This window comes from Sphingobacteriales bacterium, assembly GCA_016706405.1.
GTDB lineage: Bacteria > Bacteroidota > Bacteroidia > Chitinophagales > UBA2359 > BJ6.
In genome coordinates, this window is the sequence record JADJJT010000001.1 from 500,055 (window position 1) to 516,874 (window position 16,820).

Annotated in this window: 14 protein-coding genes; 10 read left to right on the forward strand and 4 right to left on the reverse strand. The window is 38.6% G+C overall.

Translation table 11 applies throughout. The features are described 5' to 3' along the window. Positions 1–272 precede the first annotated feature (272 nt). Positions 273–2,282, reverse strand: a complete 2,010-nt coding sequence (locus tag IPI59_02085) for an O-antigen ligase family protein (GenBank protein ID MBK7526355.1) — start codon at positions 2,280–2,282, stop codon at positions 273–275. A gap of 180 nt (positions 2,283–2,462) precedes the next feature. Between IPI59_02085 and IPI59_02090 the strand changes: the two genes are divergently transcribed. From IPI59_02090 to IPI59_02115, 6 genes are all read left to right on the forward strand, one after another. Next, positions 2,463–4,322, forward strand: a complete 1,860-nt coding sequence (locus IPI59_02090; GenBank protein ID MBK7526356.1) for a DUF349 domain-containing protein — start codon at positions 2,463–2,465, stop codon at positions 4,320–4,322. Positions 4,323–4,482: 160 nt separating this feature from the next. After that, positions 4,483–5,643 (forward strand): 5-(carboxyamino)imidazole ribonucleotide synthase, encoded by a 1,161-nt coding sequence (locus tag IPI59_02095; protein ID MBK7526357.1) that lies wholly within the window; start codon positions 4,483–4,485, stop codon positions 5,641–5,643. After that, the gene (gene purE / locus IPI59_02100) at positions 5,640–6,140 is read left to right on the forward strand and encodes a 5-(carboxyamino)imidazole ribonucleotide mutase (protein MBK7526358.1); all 501 of its coding nucleotides are present in this window, start codon (positions 5,640–5,642) and stop codon (positions 6,138–6,140) included. The genes IPI59_02095 and purE overlap by 4 nt, the downstream gene beginning before the upstream one ends. 224 nt (positions 6,141–6,364) lie before the next feature. Further along, positions 6,365–7,708, forward strand: a complete 1,344-nt coding sequence (locus IPI59_02105; protein MBK7526359.1) for an amidohydrolase family protein — start codon at positions 6,365–6,367, stop codon at positions 7,706–7,708. Between the two features lie 120 nt (positions 7,709–7,828). Further along, positions 7,829–8,380 (forward strand): hypothetical protein, encoded by a 552-nt coding sequence (locus tag IPI59_02110; GenBank protein MBK7526360.1) that lies wholly within the window; start codon positions 7,829–7,831, stop codon positions 8,378–8,380. 311 nt (positions 8,381–8,691) lie between these two features. Next, a complete protein-coding gene (locus IPI59_02115) occupies positions 8,692–10,194 on the forward strand; it encodes a hypothetical protein (GenBank protein MBK7526361.1) in 1,503 nt (500 codons plus the stop codon). A 481-nt stretch (positions 10,195–10,675) separates the two neighbouring features. Here the strand turns inward: IPI59_02115 and IPI59_02120 are convergent, their stop codons facing one another. Next, the gene (locus IPI59_02120) at positions 10,676–11,110 is read right to left on the reverse strand and encodes a DUF2177 family protein (protein ID MBK7526362.1); all 435 of its coding nucleotides are present in this window, start codon (positions 11,108–11,110) and stop codon (positions 10,676–10,678) included. Between the two features lie 86 nt (positions 11,111–11,196). Between IPI59_02120 and IPI59_02125 the strand changes: the two genes are divergently transcribed. Next, entirely contained in the window at positions 11,197–11,613 is a 417-nt protein-coding gene (locus IPI59_02125) for a winged helix-turn-helix transcriptional regulator (GenBank protein MBK7526363.1), read from the forward strand. A gap of 581 nt (positions 11,614–12,194) precedes the next feature. On the opposite strand, the gene IPI59_02130 is transcribed toward IPI59_02125, so the two are convergent. After that, positions 12,195–12,755 (reverse strand): DUF1573 domain-containing protein, encoded by a 561-nt coding sequence (locus IPI59_02130; protein MBK7526364.1) that lies wholly within the window; start codon positions 12,753–12,755, stop codon positions 12,195–12,197. A gap of 294 nt (positions 12,756–13,049) precedes the next feature. Further along, positions 13,050–13,856, reverse strand: coding sequence for a S24/S26 family peptidase (locus IPI59_02135; protein ID MBK7526365.1), 807 nt, complete (start codon positions 13,854–13,856; stop codon positions 13,050–13,052). Positions 13,857–14,013: 157 nt separating this feature from the next. Between IPI59_02135 and IPI59_02140 the strand changes: the two genes are divergently transcribed. The 3 genes from IPI59_02140 (at position 14,014) to IPI59_02150 (ending at position 16,646) form a co-directional block, all read left to right on the forward strand. Continuing rightward, a complete protein-coding gene (locus tag IPI59_02140; protein MBK7526366.1) occupies positions 14,014–15,201 on the forward strand; it encodes a DNA polymerase IV in 1,188 nt (395 codons plus the stop codon). A 109-nt stretch (positions 15,202–15,310) separates the two neighbouring features. After that, positions 15,311–15,733: a thiol-disulfide oxidoreductase DCC family protein gene (locus tag IPI59_02145; protein ID MBK7526367.1), complete on the forward strand. Its 423-nt coding sequence runs from the start codon at positions 15,311–15,313 to the stop codon at positions 15,731–15,733. 43 nt (positions 15,734–15,776) lie between these two features. Beyond that, on the forward strand, positions 15,777–16,646 hold the full coding sequence (locus IPI59_02150; GenBank protein ID MBK7526368.1) for a glycosyltransferase family 2 protein: 870 nt from the start codon (positions 15,777–15,779) through the stop codon (positions 16,644–16,646). Positions 16,647–16,820: the final 174 nt, after the last annotated feature.

Sequence of the window (16,820 nt, forward strand, 5' to 3'; positions counted from 1 at the left end):
GTATAATAGAAAAAAGCGCAATGAAACGCCTATCTTTGTTTATCCATGTGCGAAATAGCTAAACTTGTTTGTTGCCCCTATTGCGCAAGTACAAAAGTAGTAAAAAATGGTAAAAATCGAATGACAGACAAAATTTCAAATCTAAGGGAGGTGGGACGCATTTTCAAGCTACCTATCTTTACATTTGCAACAAAAATACTAGTTATTATTTTTGTATTTCCATTTGTTTAGTTGCTTAAATTGGTTTAATGTTTATATCATTATTTGTGCTGTTATTCGCTATCGTCTTCGGCGGGTTCTGTGGGGGCAGTATTTGCTGTTGAAACGGTTGGGGCAGCTGCTAGTTTGTCTTGCCATTTTTGGGGCAGTTTTGTTATTAGCTGCTGTCGGCGCTCGTTTTCGGGGGCAATTTGCTGTAGCCAATAAACTGCTTTTTTAGGGCGTTGTAATTTTATTAAAGTCTCGGCCAAACTAAGTTTACCTTCTTCAAAAATTGAATTTATTTGTACCGACTGCAAATAGGCTATCCGGGCTTTTTCGTACTCGTTGTTTTTAAAGTGCATATCGCCTTTGCTGTTAAGCACCAAATAATGGTTAGGGTGGTCGGTTAGGGCGGCATTATAATAATATTTTGCCAAATCGGCGCTGTCGAGGGCGGCGTAGGCATTTGCCCAAAACGCTTGTATGGGGTAGCACGGCGGCGAAATGGTGTTCCACAGCGGGTGGTAGGCCAATGTGGTTGTGCTTATTAAGGCCTCCCAATCTTTGTTAGTGTATTCGGCAGCTAATTTATTGGTATAACTGCCCGCCTTCAAGTATTGCCAACTTGCGTAGCCGCCAAAAAAACTGCTAACAAGTACAAGTCCCCAAACCCCAAGATGCAAGCGCTTTGGTGGCGTTTTTGTTAAGTATTGGGCATAAGTGTTTACTAACCATGCTAACGGAAAATTTAATGCCAAAATAAGTTCAATACGCATACGCGGACTGGTAAACATGGCCATTAATACAAACGAGCAAACTGCGGCGACACAAATACAGGTAAACCAAATAATTTTTTGACGATTGTTATTGTTATCATTACCATTATCATTATCCGGAGGAAGTTTGCTTGCCCAACGCAAAATCCGGAGGCCATAATAAACCGGTAGTCCGCAAAATGATACCAACAGCAATAATCCGGGCCAACCTGTTTCGGCTCCGGCTAATAAAAATTCGTTATGCGGATGAACAAACGTAACGCGGCCTTCTTGCATTCGGGTAAGGCCATCTAAACCCAAACCGGGCATGGCAATTTTCCAGTTGTTAAGTCCGCAGCCGGCAAGTGGATTTTGCTGCATTAATTCAATAGTTTTTTGCCAAAGTGCCCCCCTTTCTATGGCTGTTTTTGAGCCTGCGTAATTGGCAATATTTAAACGCTCGGCCAGGTCGCCAACATTGTTAAGGCTAATTGCGGCAACTATTAAAATACTGGCAAAAATGCCCGCAATCCACAGCCATACCTTGCGCGCAGGCAGGGTTAATTTGCCGTTAACTATTACCCGGGCTGCCAAACTTGCTGTTAATAAAACCAATAAACCTAAAAAAGCGGTTCGGCTTTGCAGTATAACAATGGTTACTATATTTGCTATGCCTGCAAAAATGGCTAAAATTCGCCAAATTTTTTGTTGCCTTGTAATATCTTTCGTTTTAAAACTTATTGGCAACAGGCAAAGCGGAAGCAGTAAAACCAACAAAGATGCCGATACGTTTTTGTTTCCGCTAAAGTCGGCAATTCCAAAAATAGTGGTGCTGTTTATGCCACCGTCGTACTGCAAACTGTTAAGATAGGTTTGCAGTTTGGCTAAGGCGAAAAATGTATGAGCCGATAAAAACAAGCTTGTTATAACGGCAATTTTGCCTACTAAGCTAATCAGTTGCCCCTCGCCCGAGGTGCCGCTGTATTGTTGTATTAAGCCGCGCTGCAAATAAAACCACCACCATCCGGGCAATAAATACAGGTTCATTTTTAAGGCCTCCGAAGGATTTTGCGCCCAGGCAATGCTGGCAAAGTTGAACAAAACAATCATCAACCAAACGAAATCAAAACTTGTAAACCTAAAAACGGGTTGTTTTGCCCAGTTTTTGGCAACAAAAAACATAGCGGTTACTAAGCTAATATTCACCCAAAACAGTCTATATATCCCAAAATTAGGCGAAAATTGGCGGGTCAATACTACCCAAAGGCCTATAAACATGAAAACTAAAAAAACAATTAACCAGCGTGGCACTTGCGCGTTAACCATAAATAAAGAAGGACAATTTGTAAAACTCACTGCAATATCCGAATAAAAATAGCAATTTAGCGTAATAAATTGACCATATTTTAAGTTAAAGGGTTATAACACATCTTTACTTGGTTAAAAAAATACTAACTTTGCGGGCTGTTTATTAAAACACCATATTATTTAGCGCATTTTTGCATCATGATGAGAGATAAAATTGTAGCCCGAATTGAAGAACTGCTTCAAGAAGAGGGATTGACAACCCTACGCCGCGATATTTCCGGATTAAAGGAACAATACTATGCTGCTTCGAAGACTTATTTTACCAATCTAAAAAAACAGTTTGTCGAAGAAGGTGGAAATCCGGATGAGTTTACCGCACCCCAAGACGATATTTTTCCGCGCTTTAAAGAATTGCTCGCCGAGTTTTCTGAAAAAATGACGGTAATAAAAGCCGCCGCTGCCGCCCGCAAAGCTGAAGAAATAGCTAAAATGAAAATATTTTTAACCGAAAAAATAGCCATTTTAGACGAGCTAAAAGCCCTAATTGCAAACGAAGGAAATATAACCAAAGCATTTGAAAGCCTTAAAGATATTCAGGCGCGTTGGAAAAACGTTGGCCGGATAACTTTAGAGGAGTACAAACCCATAATGTCGGATTACAAATTTCAATTAGTGCAGTTTTTTAGCCAGGTTGAAATGTTGCGCGATTTTAGAGATTTGGATTCAAAGAAAAACCTTGAAGCCAAACAAAAATTAATGGCCGATTTACAAGAATTAGATGCCAGCGATTTGGCCCCGGCTCAAAAATCGGAAAAACTGCGCCGCATTCAAAGCGAGTGGAATAAAATTGGTCCGATTCCGCAAGACCTGCGCGAAACTTTTAATGCCGAATACCGCGCCCTTTCGGATAAGGTGTTTAGCGACGTACAAACCTTTTTTGAAGGCCGCCGAGAAGAACTTAAAACTAACCTTACGGCTAAAGAAGAGTTAATTGGTCAAATACAAGCCATATTAACCGAACAACCCCAAACTATGAACGAATGGGGTGCTTTGATTGACAAGGTTCAGGCAATACAGGAAGCTTGGAAAAATATTGGATTTTCGGAAAAAAACGAAGAAATATGGCAAACATTCAGAAATGCTTGTAACGAGTTTTTTGAAAATCGCAAACAGTTCACCAAAGGTATTGACCATGAACGCGAAGCAAACCGAGTAAAAAAACTTGCCCTTTGCGAAAAAGCCGAATCACTGCAAAACGATACCAACTGGCGCGAAACAACTCAAACATTAGTTGCCCTTCAAAAAGAATGGAAAACTATTGGCCCAGCCCCAAGAAGCCAGGAGAACAAACTATGGGAACGTTTTAGAACTGCCTGCGACTCGTTTTTTGAAGCTAAAAAGGCAAGTAACGAAACTTCAAATGCCGAACACGCAGAAAACCTAAAACAAAAAGAAGCACTAATTGAACGTTTGGAGGCCTTAGAATTGAGCGGTAGTACAGCCGACGACTTTAAAACCTTGCGCGATTTTAGTGCCGAATGGAATAAAATCGGCTTAGTTCCGTTTGAGCAAAAAGAGGTAATCAACAAACGTTATAATAAGGCTTTAGATGCAAAATATGCACTTGTTCGCGGCGAAAAAGTTGAAAAATCAACCAAAAACTACAAAACTAAACTTGAAGATATACAACATGGCAGTAACGCCAACCAAGTGTTTAGACGCGAACAGGCAATAATTAACTCAAAAATTGAAGCCCTACAAAAAGATATTACCCAATACGAAAATAATATGGGCTTTTTTAAAAATGCTAAATCCGACAGCCCACTTATTAAAGGTATTAAAGACAATATAAACCGGGCCAAAGAAGAAGTTGCCGAACTTATGGCCAAATTAAAAGCACTTGACGAGGTTAAAAACACCCCACCACCTGCTACAACAGCACCTCAACAAGATTTACCCGCCAACAACAATAATGAGAATGAGAATGAGAATGAGAACGAAAAAGGAGAGGCAACAATTGAGGCTGTTGAAACCGACAATAACAATACAAACGAATAGTTTTTTATCCGGAAAAGATAAAAACAATAGCACAAAGCATACTAATTAGTTTATTTATAGCGAGGCAGGGTTAAGCAACAACAACCTTGCCTCGCGTTTTTTTTCACACAACACAACTATTGACTACCTAAGTACAAAATATAAATAAGGTAATTTTTTTATGACAGCTAATCTTGCAAAATCAAACTTAAAATTAGGCATTATATCGGGTGGGCAACTCGGAAAAATGCTAATTCAAGAAGCAAGCAAATGGAATATTGAAACTTATGTTTTAGACAACGATGAAAACTGCCCTGCCCGGGGTATTGCCTCGCATTACGTTAAGGGCAGTAATATTGACTTTAACGCGGTTTATAAATTTGGAAAAATGGTAGATATTTTAACTTTTGAAATAGAAAACATCAATATAGAGGCACTTAAAAAATTAAAGTCAGAAGGACACACCCTATTGCCCAGCCCCGAAATATTGGCACTAATACAAGACAAAGGACTTCAAAAAATATTTTACCACCAGCACAACCTCCCTACTGCTCATTTTAATATTTACGAAACAACCGGCCAAATTTTATCGGCTCTTGATACGGGCGAAATAAATTATCCGTTCGTTCAAAAACTGCGAAAAGGCGGTTATGACGGGCGCGGAGTGGTGGTTGTTAATAATGAAAACGATTTAAATAAATTGCTTCCGGATGCTTCGGTTGTAGAAGAAAAAGTTGATATTGAAAAGGAAATAGCCGTTATTGTAGCCCGAAACCATGCAGGCGAAATCAAAGCTTATCCGGTAGTCGAAATGCTTTTTGACCCCAAAGCAAATTTAGTAGATTTATTAATATGCCCCTCGGCAATTACCAACGAGCAGCAAAAAAAAGCCATCAAATACGCCAGCCAAATCATTGAACTGCTAAAAATGGAGGGATTACTTGCCGTTGAGTTTTTTGTAAATATAAAAGGCCAGGTAATAGTAAACGAAATTGCCCCGCGACCTCATAACAGCGGCCACCATACCATCGAAAGTGTTGTAACCTCGCAGTACGAGCAGCATTTACGCGCCATTTTAAACCTACCTTTGGGAAGCACCAAACTTAAAACCCCATCGGTTATGTTAAATATATTGGGCGGCGAAGGTTACGAAGGCCCCGTTCTTTACGAAGGACTAAACGAGTGTTTGGCCATAGAAGGCGTTAAAATACATTTATACGGGAAACAAATAACAAAACCTTTCCGGAAAATGGGACATGTAACAGTATTAGCCTCTACGGTAGCCAGTGCACTGCAAAAAGCCGAAAAAGTAAAACAACTCGTCAAAGTAAAATCGTTATGAACAAAAATATAGTAGTGAGTATTGTAATGGGCTCTGACTCGGATTTGCCCGTTATGCAACAAGCCGCCGATATGCTTAACACCTTTGGCCTTGATTATGAAATTGATATTGTTTCGGCGCACCGTACCCCCGAAAAATTATTTGAATTTGCCGCCAACGCCCACCTACGAGGTATTGAAGTTATAATTGCCGGAGCCGGCGGCGCAGCACATTTGCCCGGAATGGTTGCAGCTATTTCGCCGTTGCCGGTAATTGGCGTACCTATAAAATCAAGCAATTCAATTGACGGATGGGACTCGGTGCTTTCCATTTTACAAATGCCCGGAGGGGTTCCGGTTGCTACCGTTGCACTAAATGGGGCTAAAAATGCCGGAATTCTTGCCGCCCAAATTATATCGGTACATCATAAAACCGTCCGCGATAAAATTATTGCCTACAAACAAAAATTAAAAGACGAAGTTACGGCCAAATCAAAAAACCTTACACCTAAAAGGTGATGCCTAAGATTTGTTTACACTGCTAATTTTTTACAATTCAAATTAAAGCCTTTAATATTAGTGTTATAAATACTGGTTAGTGTTAAATTTGCGCGGCGTTTATCTGAGAAACAAAATAAATACGGTAACTTTGCCTTGCCTATAAATATTAAATAGGCTTTATGGGCTAAATCCGTTTTTACTCCATAACTCCATATTTTTACCAATTTAATAATTTGTTCGTTATGCGTTTAGCTTTACAAGCATGTTTGTATTTTGTTTTTTTTAATGCTTCGTTGTGTTTATTTGCCCAAGCGCCCAGTGTGCCGCCCCCGGCCCCAGCGCAAACACAAGCTATTGCCATTGTAGGTGGCACCGTTCATGTTGGCAACGGCAAAATTATTAACAACGGAACAGTAGTTTTCGAAAACGGTAAAATTATTGCAGTTGGCGAGCGCAGCAGTATTGACACTAAAAATGCCCATATAGAAAATGCTTCGGGCAAAGAGGTTTATCCGGGTATTATTGCCGCAAATAGCGCTATCGGTCTTAACGAAATTGGGGCTGTGCGCGCCACTAACGACTTTGCCGAAGTAGGAGACCTAAAGCCCAACGTTAGAGCAGCGATAGCCTATAATACCGACTCGCGGGTGATACCCACCGTACGCTCAAACGGCATTTTATTGGCACAGGTTGTACCGCAAGGTGGCTTAATGCCTGGGCAATCGAGCATTATGCAGTTAGATGCTTGGAACTGGGAGGATGCAATTTATAAGGCCGATAATGCCATTTATTGCAACTGGCCATCGGTGGCAACTTTTACCGGATGGTGGGCCGAACAAGGCGGTATTGAGCCAAATAAAAAATATATGGAGGGCGTTAATGCCATCCGCACACTTTTAGACGAGGCACGGGCATGGTGCAGCAGCATTGATAATAACAACACTAATACCACCCGTGCAAAAAACTTAAAACTTGAAGCACTTTGCCCCCTTTTTAGCGGTCAAAAACAAATTTTTGTTAATGCCAACAATATAAAAGAAATTATAGACGCGGTAAACATGGCCCAAAATTATGGCCTTAAAATTGTTATCTGTGGGGGTAGCGATGCTTGGATGGCGCTTGACTTTTTAAAAACCAATAAAGTGCCCGTTGTTATAGCACGCACCCATAATTTACCCAACCGCCCCGACGAAGATATTGACCAACCCTTCAAACTGCCAAAAATGTTAAATGATGCCGGAATTTTATTTTGCTTGTCTGCCGGAGCTGCCGGCGATGCCTTTTGGGATATGCGAAACATACCCTTTGAAGCCGGCACCGCTGTTGCTTACGGCCTAACCAAGGAAGAAGCCCTTTCAGCAATTACCTATAACGCCGCTAAAATTTTAGGCATTGACCATCAAACAGGCACCATTGAAGTGAACAAAGATGCCAATATATTAATCGTTTCTGGAGATTTATTAGATATGCGCAGTAGCAAAGTAGAACAAGCCTATATTTCCGGAAGAAAAATTGATTTAGACAACAAACAAAAAGCACTGGCCCGTAAATTCGCAGGCAAATACAATATTGTCATTTCCGAATAAGTAAAGTAAGTCTAATTTATATTTATTTTGGTTTACATTTTAAACCAATTCCTAAGGAAGCAAATCATAGTAGTTTGTTGTTTTTTAATCACTACCCAATCAAAACAATAGCTATTAATTATGATATTATTCTACTTTAAATACATTGTTGCTTTAAGTTTGTTTGCTCCATTTGTTTATTTAATAGGAACAAAGCAGGTAATTTTGGAAAATTATCCGGATGATGCTTTAAATTGCAGCCGTGCATCACTTCAACATGCGCAGGTTTCAAGCTATCCAACACAAATATCGCCTACAAATTACGTTTTAAACTGGGAGGTAATGATTGACCCCGGCTATTATACCTATTCGCAATTATGTGAAAAAGACGTTTTTGCAGCTACGCAAATAATTATCGACAAAGAAAAAACCTCGCCTTTCCTATTGAACTACATTAGTTTGCCCGCAACCGAAATTGGCAACCCCGACCCCTATTTTGATCGGTCGGGCACAATTAAAAATGCCTTTTGCAACACCTACAAAAACTCAATATTGTTTAAAAGCGAAATTCAGTTGCCGCAGCCATTAGCTAGCGCCCAGACAGTTGCAGGTAAATTTGTTTTTACTACTTGCAACAAAAAAAGTTGCGACCCTACTACAACAGAATATTTCGAATTAACTATTGGCCCATAAAGTAAACTTATCCACACTCAATTCTTTAAAATTTGCCTTAAATTGGGCATTTTTGAGGATTTTTTCAAAGTTATGCACATTTTGCTTTTTAACACCACACGCTTTTTTATTGGGAATGTGCATAAAAAACAAGCCAAAATGATACATCGAAACAAAAATTGTATTACCTTTCGCTCTCGTTTCAACAATTTTAGTGTTTTCTTAGCCATATAGTGCTTTATTTTAATTAAATTTACCTCCTTGCTTTCACCTTAAATTTACCTTTTTTAATGGTTTTTTAGAGTTTGGCTAACACCTAAATTTATTAAAAAATGAACTCAGATGCTCCCCGAAAAAGCCGCCTTACTAGTAAACTTAGGTTGCCTTTTTTACTAATTTTATTTTTAGGATTTACTACATATACCTTATTTGCCGTTTCTAAACAAGAGCAACAAAAAACTGCGGCTTTATTTGGCAATAATAATAACAACAAAACTAAAAATCCAGTAAATTGGAATTTTACTTATCAGTCAGTTGGTAGCAATGAGTTTGTACTCAATTTTATTGCTGACATTGAAGACCAGTGGTTTATTTATTCAAAAGATACCGACCCCAAACCTGCCGTTCCAACAAAGGTTATTTTTAATAATAGCAACAACTTTGAATTAGTTGGAGCTGTTCAAGAGTCCGGAACTCGAATTGATTACTTCGACAAGGACATTGAAAAAGATATTAAAAAATATTCAAACAAACTTAAAATTACTCAACGTGTTCGCACACACCAGCCCACACAAACTATTTCGGGTAACGTGGAATTTATGGCGTGTAACGACCGCGAATGTTTGCCGCCCAAATTAAAACCTTTTACTTTTGAATTACAACAAAAAATAGCCGACGAAGACTACGCAGATTTTTTACCAACATCTAATAGTACAAGTTTTAAAAATAGTAGTTCAAAAATCAATACGACTGCTGCATCCAAAAAAAGTGCTTTAGATCAAGAATATGGCCTTTCTCAACGTAAAAATGTGGTTAATCGTGAGAGAGTTGAAGATATAGAAAAAACCAACGATTTAGTTGCCGCTAATATGCCAAGTTTTTTTGCTTCTAAATTAAATAAAACAGCAACAAAACAAAAAGCAGACAAAGAAGTTAAAGAGATTGAGGCCAAGACGAATACTACCAACGACGGTAGTGGCGTTGCCGGAACTGATTCTCAAACCACTAAAAAGCAAGATGAAAGCGAAGAAGAAACAGCGCAAACGGCAACAGAACTACCCGCAAATCCGGTTACTTGGTCCTTTCATTTACAGCCGGTTGCTGTTAATGCCGGAATTTATGAAATCCAAATTACAGGTCAACTATATAAGGGATGGTCTGTTTATGCCCCTAACATTAATACTGCTACTGAAAATAATTATCCATTGCAAGTTCAATTAGCGGCATCTCCAAATTTTCAATTAATAGATGCTCAACCAGTTAGTATTGACAATGAAGTTAATGCTAATGGCACACTTTTATCAGGCGATTTAATTACTTTAAAACAGCGGGTAAAAATTTTAGCAAACGAACCTTTTAATGGTGTTTTATCTTACGCCGCTACAAACGGAGAGGAAACTTTAAATAATCAAACCCAAGATTTTGTATTAAATGAGTTTGAATTAGTTATTCTTCCTTCCGAAACAAGCACAGCCGGATGGTGGTGGGTAATAGGCGCCGGAGTAGCCTTTTCAATTCTAATGGCTTATGCTTCAAACCGGTTAAAACCAGCAGTCAACTCAAATCATGCTACTAAAACAAACGAACAAACAGGCAAACATAAAAACATAGCATAGGTAATTTTTAATAAATGCTATTAATTAATAGAAAAGGCTGTCCGAAAACAAAAAGGGCAGCCTTTTCAAGTTTTGTACAAACACACAGAATCAAACTTAAATTATACCAAAGTGATAACCGTATTAGTCCAATTAATTCATCTAGCCTTGCTCAAACAGAATTTTATACGCCAATTTTCTTCACGGTTTTTCCGTTGATGAAACAGCCGTTCAAAAGCGGTGGGCTATGGTATTGATAGGTTGTCATTCAAAATAAGCCTTTTCCGGAAGTTTAAAGAATTTATCTTTAAACTATTTTGTAACTCAATTTGTATTAAATGCCAGCAATTACATAGTACACATCAGCGTTACTTTAGTCTGACGGTTTAGAGCTTAACCATGTGCCCGACTTAGAGCACAACACCATCACTAAATACAAATGTTTGATAGCAAGATACAGTGTATCTTTTACTATTGAGTGTAATATTTGAATAAACCTGTGCTAACGGGTGTATATCTTTTGTAGTTTGTTGTAAATTGTACCAATAAGAAACCCACCCACAACACCTAATGAAATGTGCCATGCAATGTCGCCAGTTATCACATTTGTCGGCCAACTAAATAAGGAAGCATTTATAAAATTCCAAGTCCCTGATGCAATCAAATTAGTTAGCCCCCCCGCAAAAGCAGCATTGATTAAATTAATTTTACCCGTTTGTCTCACACAGATAAAGTAAGTCATACCAAAAGTTAGAATAAAATCAAGTAATGCAACCCACAGCGGATTTACATCGCTCATTTTGCGAATAGCAGGTGCAAGGTGATTGAGATTGGAATCAAAGAAATTTGCTGCTAATTGTCCATGGAAAACACCATTAAGTCCAAATACAATTACGAAGGTTGGCAGCCAACAAATAAGGAATGTTTTAATTTTCATTTTTAAGTTGTTTTAGTTTAATTACATTTGTCAGATTAACTGACTACAAAAGTAAGAATATCTGACTAATTTGCAAAATTATTTTTATGAACATTGGTATATTACTTCGCAAACCGTTTCAGCAATTGGTCGATGAAATACATGAAACCCTTGCGATAGAAGGCTATCCTGAAATTCGCCCTGCGCAAGGTATTGTCTTTCAGTTTATTGGTAAAAACGGATCAAGATTAACGGAGTTAGCGATCAAGGCCCAAATAACCAAACAGTCGATGAGTTATTTGGTGGAATATCTAGAAAAGGAAGGTCATATTGAAAAAACAGATGACGAAACTGACAAAAGGGCAAAAATTTTTCGTCTAACCAAAAAGGGTTGGGACGTGGTTGCAATTGCCGAGAAAGCGATAGAAAATTTTGAGACCAATTGTAAAAAAAAACTTGGAGTTGTAAAGTATAAACAGCTGATCAACTTGTTAAATGAGTTGGATGATGTGGGGTCTTCCTAAACTTGTCATTAATCACCTGCCTACCATGTAAGGCAAAACGTTTACCTTCGGTATTTAAACACCAGACAATACTCCCAATCTCGTCAACTACTTCAGTCAAGGTCATAATATTTTACCTCAAGCAGTTTCTATTCGCAAAATAGATTCATGAAGTTGTTAGCTCCTATAAAAATAAACTAAAGTGCTGTTCGCACTTGGCGAATCGTGTAGGTTTAATACTAGAGCCTCGCTCATTTAGTTTTTTATGTTATTAAACAAACAAACAATGTCTCGCCTGTTCTCTCTCTCTCTTAGAATTTACGTTAAATCCAAAACGATTTTGTAAAATTTAATTGCTTGTTACATGTCGTTAACGGGTATTTCAAACCAAGAAATGACCACTTCTTTCGTAAATAAAATTAGTTGATTTATAATGTAAAGCGTTCTTATATGAATTAGCCACATTGTATTTATATTTTGTTTACAAGTATAAAGACAACAATAACAACAAAATTCTAAACAAAAAAGGTTGCCCAGTAATATAAAACATTTACATGGGCAAACCTCTTAATACATAAAGTACTAACTAAAATTACCCTTATTTAATTATTATGTTTTTCGACTAAATAATCGTATAATTCTATTTCAACCGGACCATACACCGGTATTTCTTCAACCTCTTTATTTTCGCGATACACTCCCCTGCCTTGTATATACAATAAAATTTGAGGCTCAAGAGCATTCGTTTGTACATACAATCGCTTTAAGAAATCGCCTTCATTTAACGCATTTGGTTCGTAATGAACGCTAATAAAACCTACACTTTGCGGAGCAATTGCACCTTGCGTAAAAGACACCTCGCCACATCCACATCCATCTTCAACAGTATTGATTTTTAGTGTTTCGTTGCCTTTGTTGTAAACAGGAAAATTAATTACAATTTCTTCAGACAGGTTTACTTCGCCTGCCTTGTAAATATAATATGGCAAGGAGGCTATTGCCGCATGTATATCCTCAAACTGCCCTTGTTCGTTGTAGCGGTATAGCCCGCCATTTTGCATATTTGAACTATTAGCACCAGTAAAACTATTTAACTGTGCATGAATCGGCGAAATGCTTAAGCTTAAGCAAAAACATCCAAACAAAAATTCCTTTAAACGCATAATAAGATAAAAAGAAATGGGTTAAAAATAAATTATATTGGGCGCTATACAATTTTGAAACAAGTAAAATTTTCTGAATAGAGACCGAGATAGAAACTCGGCGCTTGATGTGGATAATTAAAACTGCTGTTTTACTTTGCAGTTAAAAACTTAATTAGCTAAGGCCAGCCAAATCCGGATATTTAGTAAAATTATAAATTCAAACTTTATATCCGGATTTGTTACAAAACAATTTGGCACAACCTTTTTTTACACAACTAAACAAATCATTTTTAATTAATTTGTTTGCACTAATTAATCAACTTTGAACTGAAATGACACTAAGTTGTCGCTGGTTTTGATTATAAAACCGCGCGCACGCCACACCTCTTTTACATCATCTTCGATGCTCAATTCATAGTCATCGTAGATGGGGTTGTCTGAGCGCATAACCAATACACCTCGTTCGTTTATGTGATTGTAAACGCGCTTGTAAACAATACCCTCGCGTTGCGAAATCACCACATACGTGTGTCCATTTTTTATTTCCTGCCAACGCTCAACATACTCGGCAATTACAATTGAGCCAGTTGGTAGCGGTGGCATCGAGTCGCCTTTAATTTCAAAAGCTCTTAGTGTTACATCGTGGGGCATAAATGGCAGCCTAAAATTTGGCAGGGTCTCTACATATTCAGTATCGGCAAAACCATTTACATAACCTGCACTTGCTTTATCGGGTACCATAATAATATTTTCTCTGCCATCGGGGCCAACCGAGATGACTAATGTTTCGCGAAAAATTTCGCGCCAGCCCGTTACAGCGTGAGGTTCGGGCTGATTTTTGGCAAAATTGTGGTCGCTTAGGCTGAGTTTCCAAAGCTCATCTAAAGTATAACCCGAAAAATTGGACAAAGCGATAACTAGTTTTGAACTAGGATATTGCCAGGCACATTCAATCTGGCCAATCGTTTTTCCGGATACAGGTTTACTGCCAGCCTCCAAATGTGCCGACAATTTTGCCGCCATTTCATCTTGACTCAAATCATATTTAAGCTTTATGTAGCTAAAATTTTTGTGAATATTCTCAAGGCGATGCTCATTTGTTTTCTTTTTTTTAGGCATATAATTTAAATGTTTTATGGTTAGAGAATAATAATTAGTTATTGTAATACTAAACAACGATGCAAAGATACTACAAATTTTGGTATTTTGCAAACTTTTTGATGATTATTTTTGTTTTTTACTAAAATTTTTTTATTTTTGCCAAAAATTGCAACTAATGGATACCAAGCCTTTTATTTTACACCTCGATTTAGACTCGTTTTTTGTATCGGTAGAGCGGCTGCTAAACCCTAATTTAGTTGGCTTGCCCGTTGCCATTGGCGGAACAAGCAGGCGGGGCGTAGTGGCATCGTGCAGCTACGAGGCGCGGCAATACGGGGTTAGGTCGGCAATGCCCATGTACAAAGCTATGCAAATTTGTAAGCCGTTAGTGGTTGTAAAATCAACTCCGGGGGTTTACAGCCTTTATTCAAAAAAAGTAACCGATATTATAGCTCAAACAATACCTAATTTTCAAAAAGCTTCTATAGATGAATTTTATGCCGACTTAACCGGATTTGAACGCTATTTTGGGGCTTATAAAATTGCCACCGCCCTGCGGCAGCGCATTATAGCCGAAACAAACTTGCCTATATCTTTTGGCTTAGCCGCCAATAAAGTAGTGGCAAAAATAGCTACCGGGCGGGCCAAACCCAATGGCCAATTGTTTGTACCCCATGGCCATGAGCGCAGTTTTTTAGCTCCGCTGCCTATTAGTAAAATACCTATGCTGGGGCCTAAAACAGCCATTTTGCTGCAGCAGCACCATTTTTTTACTATTGATAATTTACAACAAAGCACCGAACAACAATTACAGCACATTTTGGGCTTACAACACGGAAGTTTAATTTGGAACAGGGCCAACGGCTTGGGCAGCACACGCCTTGCCGCCGACGACGAAGACAGCGAAGATGGCACTAACAGCTATGTTGCCAAATCTATATCGAACGAGCGAACGTTTATGGAAAATATTGCCAACGAACAACAACTTAGAGTTTATTTAATCCGGATGGTTGAAAAATTGGCTTTTAAACTTCGCCGGATGGAAAAACTAGCCGGCTGTATCGCCTTAAAATTCCGGCATCCGGATTTTACCACCTATGGCCGCCAAATAAGTATCAAACCAACCGATGCCGACTCAAACCTTATAAAAAACACTTTAGCTTTGTTCGGCAAAACTTATCAGCCTAATATGCCATTGCGCTTAATAGGTGTTCGGTTTAGCTCATTACAAAGCCGGCAGCAACAACTTACCATTTTTGAGGCCGACCAACACCTAAAACACCAATATTTATATACCGCCTTAGATAAAATACGGCAAAAACACGGCTTAGGTAGTATTGGGTTGGCTATATGTAAAGACTAAAAAAGTGGAGCTTAAAAAATCCGAAAGTTAAAGTGGCACCTTAAACTAAATAGTATTATTTATCGTTGTAGCTTTGTCTTTTATAAGCACCGCTTCCTTAATTATTTGTATGCAAACAAGCCCGCAGTATCCTGCACCTTTTATTATTTTGTTCGATGGGGTTTGTAATCTTTGTACTACCTCGGTTCAACAAGTTATTAAACACGACCCAAAGGAAAAATTTAAGTTTGCCGCACTACAATCAAAATTTGGGCAGCAATTTTTAGCGCAGCATCAATTGCCAACCCAAGCCTTTAACACATTTCTACTAATTGAACAAAACCAGCTCTATACCCGCTCAACGGCTGCTTTGCGCGTAGCACGGCATTTAAGCGGCTTATGGCCTTTATTATATATATTTATTTTAGTTCCGCCGTTTATACGCAATGCCGTTTATAATTTTATTGCCAAGAACAGACATAAATGGTTTGGCCAAAAAAATCAATGCTGGATGCCCACCCCAAAACTACAAGAACGTTTTTTGCCCAACTAATTAACACAAACCACCATAATAACATTATTTTTGCCCGCTCATTATGATTGTTAGTGGATTTACCTTTGTACGCAATGCCGTTTTATACGACTACCCCGTTGTAGAAAGCATTACCTCTATGCTGCCACTATGCGACGAAGTAGTGGTTTGCTTAGGCAACAGTACCGATACTACCGAAGCATTGGTGCGCAGTATCGACTCGCCAAAAATTAAAATCATCAACTCTGTTTGGGATGAAAGCCTGCGCAAAGGAGGGCGCGTATTGGCCATCGAAACAAATAAAGCCCTGCAAGCCATACGCCCCGATGCCGACTGGGCTTTGTACCTGCAAGCCGACGAAGTGCTGCACGAGCAATTTTTACCCCACCTAACCAACTCTATGCAAACACACCTCAACAACAAAAAAGTAGAAGGTTTGCTGTTTGACTATTTACATTTTTACGGCAGCTACCATTACATAGGCACATCGCGACGATGGTATAGGCACGAGGTGCGTGTAGTGCGCAACTTAAAGGGCGTTAGTTCGTGGGGCGATGCGCAGGGTTTCCGGATAAATGGCAAAAAATTGCAAGTAAAGCCCGCAAATGCAAGCATTTACCACTACGGATGGGTTAAACACCCGCAGCAACAGCAATTAAAACAACAAACTTTTAACAAATTGTGGCATTCAGACGAGTGGGTACAACAACACGTAGCCAACACCCCTAATTACAACTATCACCAAATTGACAGTTTGGCAAAATTTACCCAAACACACCCCTTGGCGATGCAAAAAAGAGTAGCAGCACAAAATTGGCAGTTTAATTTTGATACCACCCAACAACGCCTTTCCATAAAAAACAAAATACTGCTTTGGATAGAAAATAAAACCGGATGGCGCCCCTTCGAATACAAAAACTACACCTTAGTTTAATGAAACCAAAAGCTAACGAAGCAACAAAAAAAGTAAGTGGCCGGAGTAAAGAAACCCCGACCACTTAAAACCATTCCGGATATTTTTAAACGTATGGTTCTGAATGTTTTTATAACTCAAGCCATTAAAATATTTGAAACTGTATTTTACTACTTAACGGCTGTGTTTTATAAA